Below are 21,367 nucleotides of genomic sequence, written 5' to 3' on the forward strand. Positions count from 1 at the left end.
GTATAGCGCGGGGCGCGATGGGGAGGCGTCACTGTGGTCCGCAAGTTGTCGAGGCCCCGCATTGCGTATGGTGGGCCGCAGGCTCGGTGCTTTGATTCCTGTCGATCAACTCAGTACCTTAGACAACAGAAACCCCGGCAGCTCTTCGCAACTGCCGGGGTTTCCGCGGAAAAGGGGGACATGATCCTCGAGCGAACGGCAAAGGGGCAAACCAGTTTCGCTCAACTGCTTTATGCCCCTCGGCTGGCGGCTCAATCAGCGCGTGCCGCGCCCACACAAAGCTGCTACACCTGTGACGGAGCTGTGAAGTGGTATCTATTGCTGGCGCGGGCCATGCCAAGGGTGTCCCTCATGACTAGTCATTTAAGAACGTCCCCAATGACTACCCAATGATTAGCTGCTGGCGGCAGGCATGACTTTCATCCCGTTTGGCGCTCCGGTCGCCTAGATGTTCGTCATGTGTACCCGCAAACGTGGGACAATGGCGCTGTTGGTTTTACAGACAAAGGATGTGCCTATGAACGCCCCCGTTGCCAATGCTTGTCGGCAGCGCTGCCCGTTTGCGCGATTTGCTTCCATTTGCGCACTCGTCGCGTGCGTGCTGCTGCTGTTGCCCGTCGTTGCACGTGCCGACGGGTATTCCATGACCCAAACCTATATCGGTGCCACGGTTGAGGCCGATGGGTCGCTGACCGTTGTCGAGGGACGCCAGTTTGATTTCGACGACGACATCAACGGCGTGTATTGGGATATCAATACGGGCACCAACCAGCAGGGTAGTACGGCGGGTGTCGATGTGCTGAGCGTCGAGGAAGATGATGCCGCGTTTAGCAGGGTTGACTATGCAAACAAAGGCGACAACGGCGTCTATACGGTTGAGCAGTCCGACGGCGGCGTAAAGATCAAGGTGTTCAGCCCCCACGAGAGCGGCGACAGCGCGATCTATTACGTGAGCTACACCATGACCGGTGCGGTTATGAACTGGTCCGATACCGCCGAGCTCTACTGGAAGTTTGTGGGCGACGGCTGGTCTGCGGACTCCGATGACGTCGAGATGGAAGTTTACTTCGCAAATGCCGCTGCCGGAACGGCGGCCGTCAAGGGCGATAACTTCCGTGCATGGGGCCACGGTCCGCTCACGGGCGACGTGTCGCTCGACGCGGACGAGCCCATGGTCACCTATACCATACCCTGCGTGCATCAGGGTGAATTCGCCGAGGCGCGCATCGCCTTCCCCAGCGATTGGGTGCCGCAGCTCGCCGCCTCGGGCAAGGAACGCATGTCGACAATTCTGGGCGAGGAGAAGGCGTGGGCCGAGGAGGCCAACGCCCGCCGCGCTCACGCCCGCATGATCGCCAATGCACTTGCCGTGGTTAGCGTTGTCGCGGCGGTGGCCTTTACCGGCACAATCGTCGTGCTCAAGTTGCGCAAGCGCAAGCCCAAACCGCTGTTCCAGGACGAATACTTCCGCGACGTGCCCTCGGCCGACCATCCCGCCGTGCTTTCGGCCCTCATGAGCTGGAACGAGGTGCCCGATCAGGCATATATCGCCACGCTCATGAAGCTCACCGACGATCGCGTGATCAAGTTAGAGGAGGCAATCGCGACCAAGGGCAAGAAGGGCCTGCTCCGTCGCGAAAAAGAGGAGCAGACGTATCGTGTGACGGTGAGCGATGCGGGTTGGAAGTCGGCCAAGGGCATTGACCGCATGGTGCTCAAGGTCTTCTTTGCCGGTGCTAAGCCCGACGAGAACGGCGATCGCTCGCGCACGTTTGACGAGCTGCAACACTATGTTAAGCAGCACGCTACGCCCGTGGGCGACAAGCTCAAGGACTATCAGAGCACCGTTAAGGGCAAACTGGCCGATAGCGAGTACGTTGCCTCGGACGGCATTGTCGCAATGGTGTTTTGCCTGGTTCTTGGTACTCTGATCGCCTTTGTTCCCGTGGGATCCATCTTCTTTACCGACGGCGCACAGGTGAACATTGTCGCCGCGGTTATCTCGGTGCCGATTGTGCTGGTGGGTATTGGCGTGGGCCTTACGTTCCGCCGCCTTACGCCGGAGGGCGCCGAGGTGGCGGCTCGCTGCAAGGCGCTCAAGCATTGGCTCGAGGACTTCACGCGTCTAAAGGAAGCCGTCCCCGGCGATCTGGTGCTGTGGAATAAACTTCTGGTGATGGGTGCGGCGCTGGGCGTTTCCAAGGAAGTTCTGCGTCAGCTTGCCGAGGCCGTGCCGCCCGAGGTGCGCGAGGCCGACGGCTTCTACGACAATTACCCCTGCTACTGGTGGTACTACCATCACTACGGAAACCAGTCTCCGCTCGATTCGTTCGATGGCGTGTATCACGAGAGCATCCGTGAGCTGGCTTCGAGTTCCGATAGCTCGAGCGGCGGCGGCGGTGGTGGCTTCTCGGGCGGCGGGGGCGGCGGCGTCGGCGGAGGCGGCGGCGGAACGTTCTAGCGGTCCTAAATTATGGGATGGGCTTTTCTCGGCAGCCGTCGGGGAAAGCCCATCCCCTTTTTATGCGCCAAAATGCGCCGATCTTTTACTTTTGCCCACCGCTATTTGCAGAATCCTCTATAGGGTGATGCCAGCGAGGGTTTCGGTGACCTTTTGTTCAAGACTGTCCCCGGCGACTAGTCATTTAAGAACGTCCCCAACGACTAGGTGTGGTTGCTGCCAAGGAGTGTCCCGGGGTGCCAGCACAAAGGGGACGTCCCTAACTGCCAGGTTTAAGCTGTCAGGTCGAGTTCGTAGAGGAAGCTTTCGCGCGGCATGTTGTGGCGGCGCTCTTCGCGGTTGGCGCGGTGCGTGGCCGTGCGCTTAAAGCCGTGCAGCTCGTAGAACTTCCACGAGCAGTTGGAGTCGGTATACAGGTGCGCTCTCGACGCTCCGCGCGAGGACAGGTGCGAGACCGCGGCATCGAGCAGAACCGAGCCAACGCCCAGGCCGTGGACATCGCGATCCACGGCAAGCAACGTGACCTCGTTGTCATGCGGCAGCGGGCTGCTCTCGAGCAGGCGGTTGTTGGTCCGAATGGTGGCGCGCACAAACGAGAGATACTCGGCACAGGCATCGGGCTCCAGCTCACGCATCTGCGACAGCAATGCGCGTTCGGTATCCATCCAATGCTCCTTAACGGTGGCGCCGCTGCTTTGCCCCGCACGTGCGAGTGCAATGCCGCGCGCCTGGCCGTCGATTACGGCGACCTGCGAAAACGTCGAGGAAGAAAGGCAATAGGCGAGGTCGCACGCGGCCTCAAGGCGGTTGTACTCTTCGTTATCCGAATTGTTATGCCAAAGCTGCTGCAAGATCAGCGCGATGGCGTCGAAGTCTTCGGTATCAAACGGTCGGTAGAGAACCCGCGAGACCATAGTGCCTCTTTCTATTGCGGATGCATATCGAGCACAGTTCTACCACGCCATTGGCATCTAATTATGGTGCCCCTGTGTTCCATCAACTCACCGTGCCTAGTGGCGCTCCTGCAACCCCCGCTCGCAAGCTTTTTCTGCACATGCGCCCGTTACGGGGTGCATCGATGCGCTCGATGCGCTACATTGAATCAGTATTTTCAATGCCGCTGCGCGAGCGCTGCAGATCGACGTATCACCGACTCACAGAGCACGGCGGCGTACCAGACAGGAGGACTGCATGGGATCTGATGTGAAGATCGCACGCGCGTTGATCTCGGTTACCGATAAGACGGGCGTCGTCGATTTCGCACGGACGCTGGTTGACGACTTTGGCGTCGAGATCATCTCTACGGGCGGCACGGCTCGTGCCATCGAGGACGCGGGCGTTCCCGTAACCCCCATCGAGGAGTTCACGGGCTATCCCGAGATGATGGACGGCCGCGTCAAGACGCTGCACCCCAAGGTTCACGGCGCGCTGCTGGCTCGCCGCGATTCCGAGCAGCACATGCAGGAGGCAGCTCAGCACGGCATTAAGCTGATCGACCTGGTCGTCGTCAACCTGTACGAGTTCGAGAAGACCGTCGCCAACCCCGAGGTCACCTTCGCGGATGCCATCGAGCACATCGATATCGGTGGCCCCTCCATGCTTCGCTCTGCCGCCAAGAACGCCGCGAGCGTTACCGTCATCTCCGACCCGGCCGACTATGATGCCGTCCTGGCCGAGATGCGCGAGACTGGTGGCTGCACCACGCTTTCCACCCGTCGTCGCCTGCAGGTGAAGGTCTACCAGACCACCGCCGCCTACGACACGGCTATCTCCCGTTGGCTTGCTGCCCAGGCAAGCGACGTGGCGGACACCTCTGCCAAACTCGAGGTCTCGCTGGAGAAGGTCGACGACCTGCGCTATGGCGAGAATCCTCAGCAGAAGGCTACGGTCTACCGCTTTGCCGATGGCTGCGAGAACTCCGCGAGCTCGCAGTTCCCGCTCGTGGGCTCCGAGCAGATTCAGGGCAAGCCGCTCAGCTACAACAACTATTTGGACGCCGATGCCGCTTGGAACCTGGTTCGCGAGTTCGACGAGCCTGCCTGCGTGATCCTCAAGCATCAGAACCCCTGCGGCTCCGCCGTTGCCGAGGACATCACGGCTGCCTACGACCGCGCCTTTGCCTGCGATCCCAAGAGCGCTTTCGGCGGCATCATCGCCTGCAACCGCGAGGTTCCCTTTGAGCTGGTTGAGCACTTTGCCGATCAGAACAAGCAGTTCGTCGAGGTCATCATCGCCCCGAGCTACACCGCCGAGGCGCTCGAGCGCATGGCCAAGCGCCCCAACCTGCGCGTGCTGGCTACCGGCGGCGTGGACCACGGCGCCAAGGTGGAGCTGCGCTCCATCGACGGCGGCATGCTGGTGCAGGAGGTCGACCACGTGATCGAGGATCCCGCGACCTTTACGTTCCCCACCGACCGCAAGCCCACCGATGCCGAGATGGCCGAGCTTGAGTTTGCCTGGAAGGTCTGCAAGGGCGTCAAGTCCAACGCCATCCTGGTCTCCAAGGGTAAGGCCGGCATTGGCATGGGCCCGGGCCAGCCCAACCGCGTTGACTCCGCACTGCTTGCCTGCGAGCGCGCCGAGGACTTCTGCGAGCGCGAGGGCGTGGAGAAGGGCGGCTTTGCCTGCGCAAGCGACGCGTTCTTCCCGTTCCGCGACAACGTCGACGTGCTTGCTGAGCACGGCGTGACCTGCATCATCCAGCCCGGCGGCTCCAAGCGCGACGACGAGAGCATCCAGGCCTGCAACGAGCATGGCATCGCAATGGTCTTCACGGGCGCCCGCCACTTCCGCCACTAATGATCGTTACGCGGTTTTACCAAACCGCGTAACTGCTCGACGCTGCGCCGGCCCCAAGCACCTCATCTCGCCGCTCAAACCGTCGCTCGCGTACAGAAGTACGCGTCGCTCCTCTTTCGCGGCGACCTGAGGCACTTGGGTCCGGCTCGCTGGCTTGTGCTCCACCAGCGGTATTGGCTCGCCCCGAACTAAAGCTATCTATTGCCGCCTGTGCCGGTTGGTGCAGGCGGCTTTTTTGGGTATAACGGTGCGGTGTATGTTTTTGAGAAAGGTTGGATATGGCCGTTGTGGATGATGCCGAGCTGTTTGGCAATGCCGAGGACCAGCGTGCGTACGAGGACTTTTGCGCCAATCAGGAGGCGGTCGAGAAGTTTACGCTCGACAAGCCCGCGCTTGTCTGCCGTTGGCGCATGTCCAACAAAAAGGTGCCCATGCTCAACCGTCACATTCGTGCGCTGTCCGAGCGCCTGGTGCAGGGCGAGCCGCTCACCCATAATATGCTCAGCTGGGCCAAGCAGCACGTTGAGTGGTCGCTTGCCGAGGGCGATTACACCGCGCGCGACGGCGTGCTCATGCTGGTGATCGACGTTAACGGCAATGCCGCCATGACGGTGGGGGAGTACGAGCCGCTGGCCGATACTTCGGCCAAGGCGCTGCGTGCCCGCTCCGCCGAGGCCCGCTCCGAGGCCGACGAAACCGGCGTGGCGCCCGAGCTGCTCGCCGCCGTCAACAACGGCGAGCTGGTCTTTGTGGCACCGGAGGACGAGTGCCTGTGTGGCACGGCGACGCTTATCGAGCAGCTGGCCCAGACCAAGGGCATCCCGGTCACGCGCGTGGACATTCCCGCGCAGCTCAAGGGCGCGCTGTTCCTGGTGAGTGACGAGCACGGCGTGGTCCCTGCCGCCGAGACGGACGCCGTCGAGTCCGACGCCGCTACGGTTGCCTTCTTTGCCGAAGGCTACGAAAAGCTCCGTGCCCACCGCTAAATGATTTTCCTGGGACGGGGATTTAATAATCATTTGATCCTCGCTCCCGTTGCGAGCGAGGGGCGAGCCAAACGCTTTCGTTCGCGAACAGTTCTGTCACCTTGGTGCCTCGCGAGGCACGCACCTGCGGCTCCGCGGTCATAATGGGGCAAGACAACCAAGAGGGGAGCGGAATCCATGGCGCTGATCTATGTCGTTGAGGACGACGAGCGCATTCGTCGTGAGCTTGTCGACATCCTTGCCCGCGCCGGGTTTGAAATCGAGGCCTGCGAATCGTTTGAGCATGTCTCGCGCGATATCCTTGCCGCCGCGCCCGACTTGGTGTTGCTTGACCTCACGCTTCCCGTCAAGGACGGCCAACATATCTGCCACGAGGTTCGCCACGAATCCGAGGTTCCTATCATCGTCCTCACGTCGCGCACGACCGAGATCGACGAGGTCATGGCCATGACGCTTGGCGCGGACGACTTTGTTCCCAAGCCTTACAGCGCCCGTGTGCTCGTGGCGCACATCAATGCGTTGCTGCGCCGCACCGCGGCGGCGGGCGATCGCAGCACGCTCGTCCACAAGGGGCTGGAGCTCGACCTCGCCCGCTCCATGGTCACCAATACGGCAACCGGCGACAGTACCGAGCTCACCAAAAACGAGCTGCGTATCCTCTCGCTGCTCTTGGGCCGCGCGGGCAAGATTGTCTCGCGCTCGGCTATCATGCAGGACCTGTGGGACTCCGACGCCTTCGTGGACGACAATACGCTCACCGTCAATATCAACCGCCTGCGCACCACGCTCGAAAAAATCGGCATCAAGGGGTATTTGACGACGCATCGCGGCCAAGGCTATTCGGTCTAGGAGCCGGTTATGTCGTTTGCCAAGTTCTTTAAAGATGCACTGCTTCCCATTGCCGTGTGGACCTGCGGCGTGCTGCTGAGCTGTTTTGTACTGACGGTCGCCGGCGCCCCGGCATCCATCGTGGTCGTGGCGGTCGGTGTGTCCTTTATCTTTGGCATGCTGGGCATCGTGATCGAGTACGTGCGCCGTCGTCGTTTTCTGTGCCAGCTGGAGCGCGCGGCAGAGGAGCTGGGGAGCCCCGCTTGGGTGCAGGAGATGGTGCAATGCCCGACCTATGCCGAGGGCGAGCTCGAATATGAGGTCTTGCGCCGGGTGGGCAAAGCCGCTTGCGACGAGGTGGCGGAAGGCCGGCGCCAGACCGATGACTACCGCGACTATATCGAGAGCTGGGTCCACGAGGCCAAGCTGCCCCTGGCGGCGGCTCATCTGATTTTAGAAAACCTGGACGGCAGCGAAGACGACCTGTCGCGCGTGGATGACCTGGGTCGCGAGCTGGCTCGCGTGGAGCGCTATATCGATCAGGCGCTGTACTATGCGCGCTCGGAAGTCGTAGAGCGCGACTACCTGATTCGCCGCTGGGGTCTCAAGAGCTTGGTGACGGGCGCGATTAAAGCCAACGCGCGCGAGCTCATTGCGGCGCACGTGGCTCCGGTGTGCGAGAACCTCGACTTTGAGGTGTTCACCGACGAGAAATGGCTCGAGTTTATTCTGGGCCAGCTCATTCAGAACAGCATTAAATATGCGCGTGAGGACGGCGCGAAGATTGTGTTTTCGGGTGCGTTGCTGGACGAGGGCCTGGCAAACGAGCGCATCGAGCTTACCGTCGCGGACAACGGCTGCGGCGTGAGCGCGGCTGACCTGCCGCGCGTGTTCGAGAAGAGCTTTACCGGCGATAACGGCCGCACCACCAAACGCGCAACGGGCATCGGCCTCTACCTGGTGGCGCGCCTGTGCTCCAAGATGGGCATCGACGTCACCGCGGCATCCGACTTCGGCGAAGGCTTTGTCGTAACATTCGCCTTCTCGACCAACAAGTTCCAATACTTCGAGTAGTCGGGCCGTCTTGTGATACGGATAGCCATGTTCCCGAACGTGACCATGGCTATGAGGCTCTAAAAAATCACCCAAACAAAACGTGCCACCCCGAACAAAACGTGCCGCCCCGTTTGGGGCGGCACGCCATTTTTTATCAGCCAACTCGTTGAAGTAAGGCTGCGAAGGCCGCGGGGCCGGGAGGGGTTTCCTAAGGGCACATCCCGCAGCCGCAACGCGGCGAGGACGTGCCCTTAGGAAACCCCGCAGGCCCCGCGGCCGGTGGGAGCAACGCTACTTCACGACCAGAATGTCGCAGTCGGTGTTGCGCAGCAGGAATGTCGAAATCGAACCCAGGAGCGCATACTTGATCGAGGAAAGGCCACGAGCGCCGCAGAGCACCAGATCGGGCTTGACCACGTCGAGCATCTCGTCCTTGAGCGTCTCACGAATACGGCCGGCGCGAATCATGACTTCGACCTCGGGAATGTTGGGATTAGCCTTGGCCTCTTCGAGCTGCTTGGCGATGGAGTTCTTAAAGGCCTCCTCCAGGCCGTTGACCAGATCGACCGGATAGGAACCGGCGCTCTCGAGCGCCGTGGAATCGATGACGTGACCGATAATCAGCTTGGCGCCATTGTTTGCGGCGACCTTGATAGCGCGTGTGAGCACAAAATCCTGCTGCTCAGTACCGTCGAGTGAAACAAATACCTTGGTATAGCCCTCGTTCATGGTTTCCTCCTTGGTCTATCGCACGGGCGCGGGGCTCGTGCATCGGACGACGTGTTGGCCGCCGGACACTTTAGCTTGTTGCAGTTATACCCAAGGATTTCGGTTTGACCGCTCGCAATTCTGTGAACGGGCGAGATTTTTGGTAAGGGTGGGCGCGGCCGCGGCCGAACGGTTGATAATGGGACATCGCCCGCAACCGTCCGCAGAACAACTATCGGCGGGTGACAAACGAGGGGGTCCCTTTGGATATCATCGAGCTTCTAAAATCTGCCTTCATGGGCCTGGTCGAGGGCATCACCGAATGGCTGCCCGTTTCGTCGACGGGCCACATGATCTTGGTGGACGAGTTCGTCAAGATGAATGTGAGCGAGACATTCTGGAATATGTTCCTGGTCGTGATTCAGCTTGGCGCCATTTTGGCCGTTTGCGTTCTGTTCTTCTACGACTTAAATCCGTTCTCGCCCAGCAAGGGCAAGGAGGGTCGTCGCGACACCTGGGTGCTGTGGGGCAAGATTGTGCTTGGCTGTATTCCCGCCGCGGCGATCGGTCTGCCGCTCAACGACTGGATGGAGGAGCATTTCTATAACGCTCCCGTCGTGGCGCTGGCGCTCATCGTGTACGGCGTGTTGTTTATCGTGATTGAGAACTGGCGTGCGAGTAAGCGCGAGAACGCCGCTCTTGCCGATTCGTTTGGTTCGCGTGCTGTGGTGGCGGGCGGGCGTCCCGCCGGTGCACACTTCGCGGCGCCTGCGGCGGATATTACCGAAGACAATGACGATGACGAGGATTTGGATTTTGGATCCATCGCCACGCTCGAGGACCTGAGCTGGAAGACCGCATTGGGTATCGGTTGCTTCCAGGTGCTTTCGTTGATTCCGGGCACATCACGTTCCGGCTCCACCATCATCGGCGGCCTGCTGCTGGGCTGCACGCGCTCGGTGGCGTCCAAGTTCACGTTTTTCCTGGCCATTCCCGTTATGTTTGGCGCGAGCGCGCTCAAGCTGGTCAAGTACTTCGTTAAGGGCGGTACGTTTGGCACCAACGAGATTGCCATTCTGGGCGTGGGCTGCGTCGTGGCCTTTGTGGTTTCGCTTATTGCCATCAAGTGGCTCATGGGCTTCGTTCGCCGTCACGACTTTAAGTGCTTTGGCGTCTACCGCATTATTCTGGGCATCGTGGTGCTCGCGTACTTCTTTGTTCTGGAGCCTATGCTCGGTCTGTAACTTGGTTGACGCTGCGCGGCGGCCAGAGCGCGGCGCACGGAGTCGTGGTGTGATTTGCATCGGTGCCCGCGCGGCTCGGTATACTGGTACGGCTCAAACTATGGCGCCGCCCGCAGGCGCGCCGTCCGTCAGATGAGGAGTCGCCCATGACCCAGCCCTTGCCCTGGGAAAAGAACGCCGCGGTACCCGTGCCGCCCGCGCCGGAACCCGTGCCGCTCGATGCATACACCGCCCCCGCTGCGCCGGAGCCCGAGCTCGTTCCGCTCGACATCTACGACGCTCCCGCGCCGGCACCCAAGCCCGTCAAGCCGCTCGTCGACATCGACAGCCTTAATCCCGCCCAGCGCGAGGCCGTCCTGACCACCGAGGGCCCGTTGCTGGTCCTCGCCGGCGCAGGCTCGGGCAAGACTCGCGTCCTGACCTTCCGCATCGCGCATATGCTCGGCGACCTGGGTGTTAAGCCTTGGCAGGTTCTTGCCATCACGTTTACCAACAAAGCCGCGGCCGAGATGCGCGAGCGTCTGACGGCGCTCATTCCCAGCGGTACCCGCGGCATGTGGGTGTGCACCTTCCACGCCATGTGCGTGCGCATGCTGCGCGAGGACGCCGACCTGCTGGGTTACACCGGTCAGTTCACCATCTACGATGACGATGACTCAAAGCGCATGGTGCGTGACATTATGCAGGCGCTCGGCATCGAGCAAAAGCAGTTCCCCATCAACATGATTCGCAGCAAGATCAGTTCGGCCAAAAACGCCATGATCGGCCCCGAGGACATGCTCAAATCCGCCGATAGCCCCAACGACAAAAAGGCCGCGCAGGTCTACCTGGAGCTGGAGCGCCGCCTGCGCGCCGCCAACGCGATGGACTTCGACGATTTGCTCGTGCGCACACTCGAACTGCTGCGTACCCGCCCCGAGGTGCTCGACAAGTACCAGGAACGCTTCCGCTACATTAGCGTCGACGAGTATCAGGACACCAACCACGTCCAGTACGAAATCGCCAACCTTCTGGCCGCCAAGTACCAAAACCTCATGGTTGTGGGCGACGATGACCAGTCCATTTACAGCTGGCGTGGCGCCGACATCACCAACATCTTGGACTTTGAGCAGGACTTTAAAAACTGCAAGACTGTTAAGCTCGAGCAGAACTACCGCTCTACGGGCCATATCCTAAACGCCGCCAACGCCGTGGTGCGTCACAACTCGCAGCGCAAGGACAAGCGCCTGTTTACGGCCGAGGGCGATGGCGAGAAGATTCAGGCCTTCCAGGCGAGCGACGAGCGCGACGAGGGCCGCTGGATTGCCGGTGAGATCGAGAAACTGCATGCCAAAGGCACGAGCTACGACGACATCGCCGTGTTTTATCGCACCAACGCCCAGTCGCGTATTCTCGAAGATATGTTTCTGCGCGCGGGCGTGCCCTATAAGATCGTGGGCGGCACTCGATTCTTCGACCGTGCCGAGATTCGCGACGTCATGGCCTACCTCAAGATGATCGTGAACCCGGCCGACGAGATGAGCGTCAAGCGCGTCATCAACACACCGCGCCGCGGCATTGGCTCCACCTCAATCCAAAAGATCGAGCAGCTGGCACGCGACAACCGTTGCTCGTTCTTCCAGGCTTGCGAGATCGCGTGCGCCGAAACCGGCATGTTTAGCGCCAAGGTGCGCAACGGCCTGTCGAGCTTTGTCTCGCTGGTGCGCGAGGGCCGCCGCATGGACGGCGAGCTCAAGGACGTTGTCGAGATGATCGTCGATAAGACGGGCCTTCTGCAGGCGTTTCGCGCCGAGGGCACCATGGAATCTGAGAGCCGCGCCGAGAACATCCAGGAATTTCTGGGCGTTGCGGCGGAATTTGAGGAGACGCACGAGGATATCGAGGGTACGCTCGAGAGCCTAGAAGAGCTGCGCGCAGCCGGTGTTGCCGACGTGCCTGCCGGCGCCGAGCCCGAGCCCGTCGTGGTGAGCGTGTCTGCGCCCGAACCGGGGCCATCTGTCCCGGCATCCTCGTTTGAGGCGCTCGTCGGCGCCCGTGACGCCGCGGGCTCCAATCCGCTCGATGGCTTGGCCGCTCCGGCGCTGTCTCCGCAGGATGCCCTGGCCGCCGCCATCGCAGGCAACGCGTATGCCGCGCCGACGGAGCTGTCGGCGGGTGCCGTGCATGCCGGCGAGATCGAGCGTACCTACGGTCCGCTCACCTGCAAGGCGCTGCCGGCACTCATGGAGTGGCTGGCCTTGCGCTCCGACTTGGATTCCCTGGCCGGCGAGACGCATGCCATTACCATGATGACCATCCACTCCGCCAAGGGCCTGGAGTTTCCGGCGGTGTTCGTGGCCGGCATGGAGGAGGGTATCTTTCCGCACGTGCACGACTTTGGCGGCAGCGATGATCCGGGCAAGCTCGAGGAGGAGCGTCGCCTGGCCTACGTCGCCATCACGCGTGCCCGCAAGCGCCTGTTCTTGACCTATGCGGCCACGCGTCGCACCTACGGTTCGACCTCCGCCAACCCGCGTTCGCGCTTTCTCAACGAGATTCCGTTTGAGGATATCGAGTTTAGCGGTATCGGTTCTGCCGGTTTTGAGGGCACGGGCTGGGAGAAGCGCGGCGACCGTCGCGGCACCTTTGGCTCGGGCACGGGTTCGGATATGTATGGCGGCAAGGTGTTTGGTTCGCATACGCGCTCGACCGGCGGTTCCGGTTCGCGCGGCGGATCGAGCTTCGACGATTTCTTTGGCGGCAGCAGCTACGGGACCGAGCGCCATCGTGGGGTCTCGCCCGACGCCGGCCGCGTTGCCTCGACCTTTGGCTCGGGCGCACCGCGAGCCAAAAAGCCGTCGTCCAAGGTGTCCCCAACAGTGGAGCGCAAGGTCGATCGCGCCAGCGCGTCGCAGGACTTTGCCGCGGGCGATACCGTGAGTCATAAGACCTTTGGCACGGGTACCGTGATCTCGGTCGCTGGAGACATGATCGAGGTCCAATTCGAAAAGACCGGCCAGACCAAAAAGCTTATGAAGGGCTTCGCTCCGATTGTTAAGCTGAATGCCTAACTGCGAGGTTGGCCGGGCGCGCTGGGGGCTTTGGTCGCCTGCTCGGACAGTCCTGCTCGCACGGAGAGCACATTAAGTGCTCTCCGGCTCGTGCGGAACTCGCGATCGACCAAAGCCCCCGACGCGCCCTCTTCCTTGTGGCGTTTTGGCCTGCAGCTTTCGAACCTCGCTCTGCTCGTTCGCTTTTTGATCTGGAGAGCCGGGTGGGCTGATAGATAGATACGAGTAGGGGCTCTTCCGTACATGGTCGGGAGAGCCCCTTGTTGCGTTTTGGTTGTTGGCGCGACCTAGAGGTGGCTGATAATCAGTTCCATCTGGCCTTCGAGATCAATGGAGCTGACGGTGCTGGGTGCCAGCAGATGGCTTCCCTTGTGGACGGGGTCGCCGCAGACGGTACCTTCGCCGTCGATGACCGACAGGCACATGAAGGGCCAGCGCTGCTCCAAGGTCTTGCTGCCGTCGACGCGCACGCGATCGACGGTGTAGCAGGAGTTAGACTCGAGCCCGGTTACGCCGTTCACCTCGGGCGCGGCCACCGTGCCGTCGGTCGGAGCCTGAGCATCAAAGTCGATGCAGTCGAGGCTCTGCTCAATGTGCAGGGGACGCAGCTTGCCGTCGGTGCCGGGACGGTCGTAGTCGTACAGGCGATATGTCACGTCGCTTGACTGTTGCGTCTCCAAAATGAGCGTGCCGGTCTTGATGGCGTGTACGGTACCGGAATCAATCTGGAAAAAGTCGCCCTTGTGGATCGGCAGCACGTTGAGCATGTCGTCCCAACGGCCCCCCTCGATCATCTGCGCGGCCTCGGCGCGGTCATGCGCGCGCTGGCCGACGATGATCGTGGCGCCGGGCTCGCAGTCCAGCACATACCAGCACTCGGTTTTGCCCAGGCTGCCGTTCTCGTGCTTGGCGGCGTACTCGTCGTTGGGATGAATCTGGATCGAAAGGTCGTCCTTGGCGTCCAGAATCTTAACGAGCAGCGGGAACTCCTTGCCCTCGCACCTGCCAAAGAGCTCGCGGTGCTCGGCCCACAGCCACGACAGCGTGTGGCCGGCATACGGGCCCTCCGCAATCTGGCAGTCGCCGTTGGGGTGGGCCGAGATGGCCCAACACTCACCGATGGGTCCATCGGGAATGTCGTAGCCAAATACGGTTTCGAGCTGGCGGCCGCCCCAGATCTTCTCGTGGAAGATCGGCGTCAGTTTAATCAAATCGGACATATTCATACCCCATTGTGTTGCGCGGGCGTTGCACAAACAGCTCAAAACGAGCGCCCGCATGACTACAAAAACCTATGCCAACGTTACGTTGTGCAACTCAAAGCGGTCGCCAACGTTGCGCGAGACCGAATACTCAAAGGCCGCGCCGCTGTCCAAAAAGCCAATCTGGTTGAGCTCGAGCAGGGGAGAGCCAGGTTTGGTGTCCAGGCGCTCGGCTTCTTCCTCGGTTGCTGCCACGGCGCGAATGGTACGGTGGAAGCTCGAGATCTTCAGCCCACATTGCTCGCGGACAAAGCGGTAGACCGATCCGTACAGGTCCTTCTTTTTAAGGCCCGGAATCAGCTCGAGGGGCATGTAGGTGTACTCGATAACGATGGGCTTCTCATCGGCCTGACGCACGCGCACGATGTGATAGGCAAAGTCATCCTCGGCAATTCCCAGCTGGGCTGCGATGTCCGCTGGTGGATTAACAATCGAGAAATCGTAGACCACCGAGGTCACCTTCTCCCCGCGGTGCTCATACGAAAAGCCCTGGGCACGGTCGTTTTTGCCCTGGAAAAACGCTTGGCCGGGAAGCCCCGCCGTGTCCTTAACGTAGGTACCCGATCCACGACGGCTGGTAACAAGACCTTCCTCGGTGATTTGCTCGATAGCTCGTTTGACAGTGATTTTGGAAACGCTATAGAGCTCGCAGAACTCAACGACGGTGGGAAGCTTGTCGCCTGGTTTAAGAGCGCCATCCTCAATACTTCGACGAATATCTGCAGCTATCGCCTCGTATTTGGGAATCATGGAACCTCCTTTCCAACTTGATTGAGTATAAAAGAAAGTATACTCAACACCTAAGTATCCCTATTGAGTCATTGAAAAGTTCGATAGATATATTACTAAAAGTCGCTTTGCGCTAAAAATAAAAGCGCTCTAAATAAATATACATTCGAATAATGTCGTGTTGAGAAATCTAATCGGTCCGAGGACGGGGCCGAACCGATTTAGCACCCAGCGAACCGAATCCTGCATTCTGCATTTCCTCAGATAAAACCTACCAAAACAAACCTGTCCCTTTTTGGTAGGTTTTTGCCTTGGGAGCGGTACCATACAGACAATGTTTAAACGAGAAAGGCGGGCCCCTATGGAACCTAAGCAGTACTACATCGGCATCGACGTCGGCGGCACTTCGGTTAAGGAGGGCCTGTTCGACAGGGATGGTAACCTGCTTGCGAAGGTCAGCGTGCCCACGCCTCCCATCGTTGACGCTGCGGGCTTTGCCGCGGTGACCGAGGCTATCGACCAGGTGGTCGCCAAGGCACAGATTCCGCGCGCCTTTGTGGCGGGCATTGGCCTTGCTGTTCCGTGCCCCATTCCGGCAGCGGGCGATGCCAAGGTCAAGGCCAACATTGCCATTAACCTGCCCGAGTTGAAGATCGCCATTCAGGAGCACTGCCCCGATGCGGTCGTTAAGTACGAGAACGATGCCAACGCCGCTGCCATGGGCGAGGCTTGGCTCGGTTCTGCCAAGGACGTGCAGAATGTGGTGATGGTCACCATCGGTACCGGCGTGGGCGGCGGCGTTATCGTCAACGGCGATGTGGTGTCGGGTGTTGTGGGCGCCGGCGGCGAGATTGGCCATATGTGCCTGAATCCGGCTGAGGAGCGCACTTGCGGCTGCGGCGGCCATGGCCACCTGGAGCAGTATTCCAGCGCCACCGGCGTGGTGAGCAACTACCTTGCCGAGTGCAAGAAGGCGGGCGTCGAGCCCATCGAGCTCACCGGCCCCTCCGATTCCAAGGACGTGTTCCAAGCCTGCCGCGAGGGTGATAAGCTCGCGCTGGCCGCGGCCGATACCATGGCCGACTATCTCGGCCGCGCCCTGGCGCTTATTGCCAACGTGGTCGATCCCGAGATGTTCCTAATCGGCGGCGGCGCCTCCGCCTCGGCCGATGTCTACCTCGATAAGGTTCGCGAGTACTTCCAGCGCTACGCGCTTTCCGCCTCGCGCGAGACGCCCATTAAGGTTGCCTCGCTCGGAAACGACGCCGGCATCATCGGTTCTGCCTACGTAGCCCTGCGCGCTGCCGGTAAATAGCTGGTGCAAGGGGGCCAGGTTACTTTGCACCAACATGGTGCAAAAGGGACAGCCTTGGCCCCCATACCTGCCACAAAATATGCCGTGGCCCTTCCGTCCCCAAAGGCCAGCTGCCAGCGTGCTACCATAGCTACGTCTAAGTACACATACCAAGTGGAGGATACCCATGGCAAACGTTCTTGTCTTTGGTCACCAGAACCCCGATAACGACGCCATCATGAGCGCCGTCGTTCTGTCTCAGCTGCTCAATCAGGTTGAGTATGCCGGCAACACCTATGAGGTCTGCGCTCTTGGTCAGCTTCCGGCAGAGTCCGCCAAGCTGCTCGCAGACGCCGGCATTGCCGAGCCCCGCATGATTGAGTCCGTCGAGGCCGGCCAGCTTGTCGTTCTCACCGACCACAACGAGTCCGCCCAGTCCGTCGCCGGCCTTAAGGACGCCACGGTCTTTGGCGTCGTTGACCATCACCGCATCGGCGACTTTGAGAGCGCCGGCCCGCTGCACTACATCTGCCTGCCCTGGGGTTCCAGCTGCACCATCGTCACTAAGCTCGCCGGCGTGCTCGGCGTTGAGCTTTCCGACGTTCAGGCCAAGCTGCTGCTCTCGGCCATGATGACCGACACGCTCATGCTCAAGAGCCCCACCACCACCGATGTCGACCGCGCCGTCGCCGCCAAGCTCGGCGAGCAGGTGGGCGTCGACCCGGTCAAGTTTGGCATGGAGGTCTTCCTCACCCGTCCGTCCGGCTCCTTCACCGCAGCCGAGATGGTCGGCAACGACATCAAGATGTTCGAGCCCGCCGGCAAGAAGCTGCTCATCGGCCAGTACGAGACCGTCGACAAGAGCCGTGCGCTCGGCATGATCGACGAGATCCGCGAGGCCATGCGCGCCTACGCCGCCGAGAAGGGTGCCGACGGCATCGTCCTGTGCATCACCGACATCATGGAGGAGGGCTCGCAGGTCCTGCTCGAGGGCGAGACCGAGGCCGCTCAGAAGGGCCTGGGCATTGCCGACGAGCACGACGGCGTCTGGATGCCGGGCGTCCTCTCCCGTAAGAAGCAGGTCGCTGCCCCCATCATGGCCGCCTGCTAGGTTTTGTAGCCTGCTACGACCGGACCGCGGACGCCCCGCGCTCCGGTCGTTTTTTGTGCGCGGGACCGCGTCCCCTATTGGACAGGGGCGCCCGTACCGTTGGGCAAATAATGTTCAACCTGTGGTTCCGCTTTTCGGCCACGCCTGCGTGCTTGTCGTGCAGGGTAGGCTAGATGCAAGCGTAATACGTTGGAGCGCGGTGCCGCCACTTGGGCGGGCCGTGCTTTTTTAAGACGGGAGCTTTCCCGTGAAAGGAGCCGCCCATGGCAGCAACTGAGCAGCTGTTCAACGTTCGTGAGCGCAAGCGCTTTGAACGTCATGACATCTGGGAGCGCATCGCCGAGAACGGCACGATTTCCGCCGCCGTCATGGTCATCGCCGCCATCGCCGCCGTTATCTGCGCCAACACCGATGTCTACGAGGCTATCCATCACTTTTTGGAGACCCCGCTGTATGTGGGTCTGGGCAACCTTACGGCTGGCCTCACCGTCGAGCTTTTCGTCAACGACTTTCTCATGGCGATCTTCTTTTTGTTGGTGGGCATTGAGCTTAAGTACGAGATGACGGTCGGCGAGCTCAAGAATCCGCGTCAGGCCATGCTTCCCATGCTGGCAGCCGTGGGCGGCGTCGTCGTTCCCGCCTGCATCTACCTGATCTTTAACCATGCCGGCGCCCGCAACGGTTGGGCCATCCCCATGGCAACCGATATTGCCTTTGCGCTGGGCGTGCTGTCGCTTTTGGGCAATCGCGTGCCCAACGGCGTGCGCGTGTTCTTCTCGACGCTTGCCATCGCCGACGACCTCATCTCCATCGCCGCCATCGCCATTTTCTACGGCCAGAGCCCCAGTCCGTTTTGGCTGGGTGCCGCTGCAGTTGTGACCTGCGCACTTGTGTGGCTCAACAAAACTCAGCATTATCGCCTTGCCCCGTACTCGGTGCTTGGTCTACTGCTGTGGTTTTGCATGTTTAAGAGCGGCGTGCACGCCACGCTTGCCGGTGTCATCCTGGCCTTCACCATCCCGGCCAAGTGCGGTGTTAAGCTCGATAGCCTTACCGATTGGCTTGGCGAGTACCTGCCGTTGCTCGACGACCGTTACGACGACGAGGCGCACATCCTGGGCCAGCACGACTTTACCCTTTCGACTACCAAGGTCGAGCGTGTCATGCACCGTGTGACCCCGCCGCTCATCCGCATGGAGCGCCTGATCTCCACGCCGGTCAACTTTGTGATCCTGCCGATCTTTGCGTTTGTCAACGCGCAGGTTCGCCTTGTGGGCGTGGACATGAGCGTGCTGCTTACCGACCCGGTGACCCTCGGCGTGTACTTTGGCATGCTGCTGGGTAAGCCGATCGGTATCTTTGGCGTGACGTTTGCCCTGGTCAAGCTTAAGGCTTGCGAGCTGCCTCATAACGTTAACTGGCATATGATCGCCGGCGTGGGCATTTTGGGTGGCATCGGCTTTACCATGTCGATCCTCATCAGCGGCCTCGCCTTCCCGACGGCCCAGTTCGAGGTTCTGGCCGCCAAGGCCGCCATTCTTGCCGGTTCTGTTACCGCGGCCGTGCTGGGCATGATCTACATGAGCGTGGTCTGCAAGCACCCTTCGCCCAAGGACGAGTAGGAGCGCGAAAACCGGGGCCGGACATGCCCCGGATGCCCTCGTGTGAAAAAACGCCGTTTGTGAGCACTGTCACAAACGGCGTTTCATTTATTTGCCATTTTTATTCCACGGTGCCGTAGACGGCGCCCCAGCCGTGGGCGGCAAGGGCCGAGTTAAGCTGGTCGCAAAGCGATTGGCGGTCGTAGTGGCCGGGCGGCAAAAGATTCACGATTTCCATGAGATCGGGCGCCAGGTCCAAGATCTCCGCCTGAACGATTAGATCCAGGCGGTCAATGGCCTTACGGTCATAAAACAAGCCGTCGACCAGACGCTGCAGGTCTCCGAACTCCTCGGCTTGAAAAGAGCCGTATTCCATACTGCCTCCTTGGATGTGCCATGCGGCTATACGGGTCATACGGTGGATATCGTAATTCATTGCGATGGACTTAATCTATCACGGCTTCATACCGTTGCGGCGGTAGCGGTCTATACTTAGACAAACTGCAACGTCCCGCTTTGCGAAAGGTCGCACCCATGCAGACGATCTACCAGAAGATGGAAACCACCGAACTCGATGCCGCCATCGAGGCTCTCAAAGCCGAGGTTGCCGAGGTCAAGGCCAAGGGCCTGGCGCTCGACATGGCGCGCGGCAAGCCGTCGCCCTCCCAGGTGGACATCTCGCGCCCCATGCTCGATATCCTCAATGCCGACGCCGATCTGCACGACGGTAACGTCGACTGCTCCAACTACGGCTGCTTTGAGGGCATCCCCTCGGCACGCAAGCTGGCGGGGGAGTTCCTGGGTTGCCCCGCCGATCAGACGCTCGTACTGGGTTCGTCGAGCCTTTTGATCGAGCACGATATCGCCGGTATGTTCTGGCGCTGCGGCTCGTGCGGCAGCGAGCCTTGGGAGGCTTATGAGGCCGCGCACGACGGTAAGAAGGTCAAGTTCCTGTGCCCGGTTCCTGGCTACGACCGTCATTTTGGCATCACCGCCGACCTGGGTATCGAGAACGTCCCCGTCGCGATGACCGGCAGCGGCCCCGACATGGACGAGGTAGAGCGCCTGGTTGCCGCCGACGACTCCATCAAGGGCATCTGGTGCGTGCCCAAGTATTCCAACCCCACGGGCATCACCTTTAGCGAGGACACCGTGCGCCGCTTGGTCGAGATGCCCACGGCCGCGCCCGATTTTCGCATCTTTTGGGACAACGCCTACTGCGTGCACGACCTGTACGACGAGACCGACGAGCTCGCCAACATCTTCGATCTTGCCCGCGCGGCGGGTACCGAGGACCGCGTGGTGGCATTCGCCTCGACGTCCAAGATTACCTTCCCGGGCGCGGGCATCGGCTTTATCGGTGCGAGTCCCGCGGTCATCGCGGAGTTCTCTAAGCGCCTGAAGGCCGGTCTTATCAGCGCCGACAAGCTCAACCAGCTACGCCACGTGCGCTTCCTTCCCACCATCGAGGCGGTCAAGGAGCACATGAAAAAGCATGCCGAGTTCTTGCGTCCGCGCTTTGAGGCCGTCGAGCGCAAGCTCACTGAGGGCCTGGGCGATACGGGTTGCGCTACTTGGACGCATCCCCGCGGCGGCTACTTTGTGAGCTTTGATGGCCCCGAGGGCTCGGCCCAAAAGGTCGCAGCGCTTTGCGCCGACCTGGGTGTCAAGCTCACGCCGGCAGGTGCCACCTGGCCTTATGGCAAGGATCCGCGCGACACCAACATCCGCATCGCGCCGAGTTATCCCACGGTCGAGGACCTGGAGGCCGCACTCGACGTGCTGGTGCTGGCCGTCAAGCTTGTCGCTGCCGAGCTTGCTCGTGCCGAGCGCGCCTAACGCGTAGGGCCCCGCAAATCCGCGTCCAGTACCATCCGCACTCTCGATACGCAAAGGAGCGTATATATGGATTTGGGTATTTCCACCAACCCCACGCCGGAGCTCTACACCATCAGGGTGACCGGTGAGATTGATATCTCTAACGCCGACAGCTTGCGTAACGCCATCGACTTGGCGCTCGAGCAGCCCACCGAGGCCGTTGAGCTCGACTTTGCCCAGGTGAGCTATATCGACTCGACAGGTATTGGCGTACTTGTGGGCGCCGCGCACCACGCAGCCGATCACGACAAGCGGTTTGGCTGCGTCAACGTGCAGCCCCCGGTGATGCGCGTGGTTCAGTTGCTGGGTGTCGACCAGGAGATTTCAATTACGGCGGCATAAGCCCTGCCCCAAAAAGGG

General features: G+C 60.9%; 17 protein-coding genes. 12 read left to right on the plus strand and 5 right to left on the minus strand.

Features of this window, described 5'->3' with window-relative positions; genetic code table 11:
- Positions 1 to 517: 517 nt before the first annotated feature.
- Positions 518 to 2,461 carry a DUF2207 family protein gene (locus ACTQV3_RS01655; RefSeq protein ID WP_441535997.1) on the plus strand — a complete coding sequence of 648 codons (1,944 nt, stop codon included), beginning with the start codon at positions 518 to 520 and terminating at the stop codon, positions 2,459 to 2,461.
- A 272-nt stretch (positions 2,462 to 2,733) separates the two neighbouring features.
- On the opposite strand, the gene ACTQV3_RS01660 is transcribed toward ACTQV3_RS01655, so the two are convergent.
- Positions 2,734 to 3,375 carry a GNAT family N-acetyltransferase gene (locus ACTQV3_RS01660; protein ID WP_441535998.1) on the minus strand — a complete coding sequence of 214 codons (642 nt, stop codon included), beginning with the start codon at positions 3,373 to 3,375 and terminating at the stop codon, positions 2,734 to 2,736.
- A gap of 277 nt (positions 3,376 to 3,652) precedes the next feature.
- On the opposite strand from ACTQV3_RS01660, the gene purH reads away from it, so the two are divergent.
- The 4 genes from purH (at position 3,653) to ACTQV3_RS01680 (ending at position 8,148) form a co-directional block, all read left to right on the plus strand.
- Positions 3,653 to 5,260, plus strand: a complete 1,608-nt coding sequence (gene purH, locus ACTQV3_RS01665) for a bifunctional phosphoribosylaminoimidazolecarboxamide formyltransferase/IMP cyclohydrolase (protein WP_427794233.1) — start codon at positions 3,653 to 3,655, stop codon at positions 5,258 to 5,260.
- 278 nt (positions 5,261 to 5,538) lie between these two features.
- Entirely contained in the window at positions 5,539 to 6,246 is a 708-nt protein-coding gene (locus ACTQV3_RS01670; RefSeq protein ID WP_441535999.1) for a hypothetical protein, read from the plus strand.
- 177 nt (positions 6,247 to 6,423) lie between these two features.
- Complete coding sequence (locus ACTQV3_RS01675; protein WP_154515056.1) at positions 6,424 to 7,095, plus strand: response regulator transcription factor; 672 nt, start codon at positions 6,424 to 6,426, stop codon at positions 7,093 to 7,095.
- Between the two features lie 9 nt (positions 7,096 to 7,104).
- The gene (locus ACTQV3_RS01680; RefSeq protein ID WP_441536000.1) at positions 7,105 to 8,148 is read left to right on the plus strand and encodes a sensor histidine kinase; all 1,044 of its coding nucleotides are present in this window, start codon (positions 7,105 to 7,107) and stop codon (positions 8,146 to 8,148) included.
- 273 nt (positions 8,149 to 8,421) lie between these two features.
- On the opposite strand, the gene ACTQV3_RS01685 is transcribed toward ACTQV3_RS01680, so the two are convergent.
- Positions 8,422 to 8,859, minus strand: coding sequence for a universal stress protein (locus ACTQV3_RS01685; protein ID WP_154515052.1), 438 nt, complete (start codon positions 8,857 to 8,859; stop codon positions 8,422 to 8,424).
- A 242-nt stretch (positions 8,860 to 9,101) separates the two neighbouring features.
- On the opposite strand from ACTQV3_RS01685, the gene ACTQV3_RS01690 reads away from it, so the two are divergent.
- Together ACTQV3_RS01690 and ACTQV3_RS01695 are read left to right on the plus strand one after the other, a co-directional pair.
- Positions 9,102 to 10,082, plus strand: coding sequence for an undecaprenyl-diphosphate phosphatase (locus ACTQV3_RS01690; protein ID WP_441031338.1), 981 nt, complete (start codon positions 9,102 to 9,104; stop codon positions 10,080 to 10,082).
- A 146-nt stretch (positions 10,083 to 10,228) separates the two neighbouring features.
- Positions 10,229 to 13,132 carry an ATP-dependent helicase gene (locus tag ACTQV3_RS01695; RefSeq protein WP_441536001.1) on the plus strand — a complete coding sequence of 968 codons (2,904 nt, stop codon included), beginning with the start codon at positions 10,229 to 10,231 and terminating at the stop codon, positions 13,130 to 13,132.
- Between the two features lie 287 nt (positions 13,133 to 13,419).
- Here the strand turns inward: ACTQV3_RS01695 and ACTQV3_RS01700 are convergent, their stop codons facing one another.
- Complete coding sequence (locus ACTQV3_RS01700) at positions 13,420 to 14,352, minus strand: type I phosphomannose isomerase catalytic subunit (RefSeq protein WP_441536002.1); 933 nt, start codon at positions 14,350 to 14,352, stop codon at positions 13,420 to 13,422.
- Positions 14,353 to 14,424: 72 nt separating this feature from the next.
- Complete coding sequence (locus ACTQV3_RS01705) at positions 14,425 to 15,144, minus strand: GntR family transcriptional regulator (RefSeq protein ID WP_154515044.1); 720 nt, start codon at positions 15,142 to 15,144, stop codon at positions 14,425 to 14,427.
- A gap of 340 nt (positions 15,145 to 15,484) precedes the next feature.
- Here ACTQV3_RS01705 and ACTQV3_RS01710 point away from each other — a divergent pair, with 340 nt between their 5' ends.
- The 3 genes from ACTQV3_RS01710 (at position 15,485) to nhaA (ending at position 19,150) form a co-directional block, all read left to right on the plus strand.
- Complete coding sequence (locus tag ACTQV3_RS01710; RefSeq protein WP_441536003.1) at positions 15,485 to 16,438, plus strand: ROK family protein; 954 nt, start codon at positions 15,485 to 15,487, stop codon at positions 16,436 to 16,438.
- A gap of 166 nt (positions 16,439 to 16,604) precedes the next feature.
- A complete protein-coding gene (locus ACTQV3_RS01715) occupies positions 16,605 to 17,528 on the plus strand; it encodes a manganese-dependent inorganic pyrophosphatase (protein WP_441016085.1) in 924 nt (307 codons plus the stop codon).
- A 263-nt stretch (positions 17,529 to 17,791) separates the two neighbouring features.
- Positions 17,792 to 19,150 (plus strand): Na+/H+ antiporter NhaA, encoded by a 1,359-nt coding sequence (gene nhaA / locus ACTQV3_RS01720; protein ID WP_154515038.1) that lies wholly within the window; start codon positions 17,792 to 17,794, stop codon positions 19,148 to 19,150.
- Positions 19,151 to 19,250: 100 nt separating this feature from the next.
- Here nhaA and ACTQV3_RS01725 read toward each other — a convergent pair whose 3' ends face one another.
- Complete coding sequence (locus ACTQV3_RS01725) at positions 19,251 to 19,505, minus strand: hypothetical protein (RefSeq protein ID WP_154515036.1); 255 nt, start codon at positions 19,503 to 19,505, stop codon at positions 19,251 to 19,253.
- 158 nt (positions 19,506 to 19,663) lie between these two features.
- Between ACTQV3_RS01725 and ACTQV3_RS01730 the strand changes: the two genes are divergently transcribed.
- Both ACTQV3_RS01730 and ACTQV3_RS01735 read left to right on the plus strand, forming a co-directional pair.
- Positions 19,664 to 20,968, plus strand: coding sequence for an aminotransferase class I/II-fold pyridoxal phosphate-dependent enzyme (locus ACTQV3_RS01730; RefSeq protein ID WP_427718927.1), 1,305 nt, complete (start codon positions 19,664 to 19,666; stop codon positions 20,966 to 20,968).
- A gap of 66 nt (positions 20,969 to 21,034) precedes the next feature.
- A complete protein-coding gene (locus ACTQV3_RS01735; protein WP_154515032.1) occupies positions 21,035 to 21,349 on the plus strand; it encodes an STAS domain-containing protein in 315 nt (104 codons plus the stop codon).
- The last annotated feature ends 18 nt before the right edge of the window (positions 21,350 to 21,367 follow it).

Source organism: Collinsella sp. LCP19S3_A7 (assembly GCF_052121995.1).
Lineage (GTDB): Bacteria > Actinomycetota > Coriobacteriia > Coriobacteriales > Coriobacteriaceae > Collinsella.

Excerpts from the sequence above, each read along its gene's own strand:
- ACTQV3_RS01695 (WP_441536001.1), top strand. The coding sequence starts at position 10,229 with ATGACCCAGCCCTTGCCCTGGGAAAAGAACGCCGCGGTACCCGTGCCG.
- ACTQV3_RS01700 (WP_441536002.1), bottom strand. The coding sequence starts at position 14,352 with ATGTCCGATTTGATTAAACTGACGCCGATCTTCCACGAGAAGATCTGG.
- ACTQV3_RS01655 (WP_441535997.1), top strand. The coding sequence starts at position 518 with ATGAACGCCCCCGTTGCCAATGCTTGTCGGCAGCGCTGCCCGTTTGCG.
- ACTQV3_RS01730 (WP_427718927.1), top strand. The coding sequence starts at position 19,664 with ATGCAGACGATCTACCAGAAGATGGAAACCACCGAACTCGATGCCGCC.
- ACTQV3_RS01685 (WP_154515052.1), bottom strand. The coding sequence starts at position 8,859 with ATGAACGAGGGCTATACCAAGGTATTTGTTTCACTCGACGGTACTGAG.
- ACTQV3_RS01705 (WP_154515044.1), bottom strand. The coding sequence starts at position 15,144 with ATGATTCCCAAATACGAGGCGATAGCTGCAGATATTCGTCGAAGTATT.
- ACTQV3_RS01715 (WP_441016085.1), top strand. The coding sequence starts at position 16,605 with ATGGCAAACGTTCTTGTCTTTGGTCACCAGAACCCCGATAACGACGCC.
- ACTQV3_RS01660 (WP_441535998.1), bottom strand. The coding sequence starts at position 3,375 with ATGGTCTCGCGGGTTCTCTACCGACCGTTTGATACCGAAGACTTCGAC.
- purH (WP_427794233.1), top strand. The coding sequence starts at position 3,653 with ATGGGATCTGATGTGAAGATCGCACGCGCGTTGATCTCGGTTACCGAT.
- ACTQV3_RS01675 (WP_154515056.1), top strand. The coding sequence starts at position 6,424 with ATGGCGCTGATCTATGTCGTTGAGGACGACGAGCGCATTCGTCGTGAG.
- ACTQV3_RS01670 (WP_441535999.1), top strand. The coding sequence starts at position 5,539 with ATGGCCGTTGTGGATGATGCCGAGCTGTTTGGCAATGCCGAGGACCAG.
- ACTQV3_RS01735 (WP_154515032.1), top strand. The coding sequence starts at position 21,035 with ATGGATTTGGGTATTTCCACCAACCCCACGCCGGAGCTCTACACCATC.
- nhaA (WP_154515038.1), top strand. The coding sequence starts at position 17,792 with ATGGCAGCAACTGAGCAGCTGTTCAACGTTCGTGAGCGCAAGCGCTTT.
- ACTQV3_RS01725 (WP_154515036.1), bottom strand. The coding sequence starts at position 19,505 with ATGGAATACGGCTCTTTTCAAGCCGAGGAGTTCGGAGACCTGCAGCGT.
- ACTQV3_RS01710 (WP_441536003.1), top strand. The coding sequence starts at position 15,485 with ATGGAACCTAAGCAGTACTACATCGGCATCGACGTCGGCGGCACTTCG.
- ACTQV3_RS01680 (WP_441536000.1), top strand. The coding sequence starts at position 7,105 with ATGTCGTTTGCCAAGTTCTTTAAAGATGCACTGCTTCCCATTGCCGTG.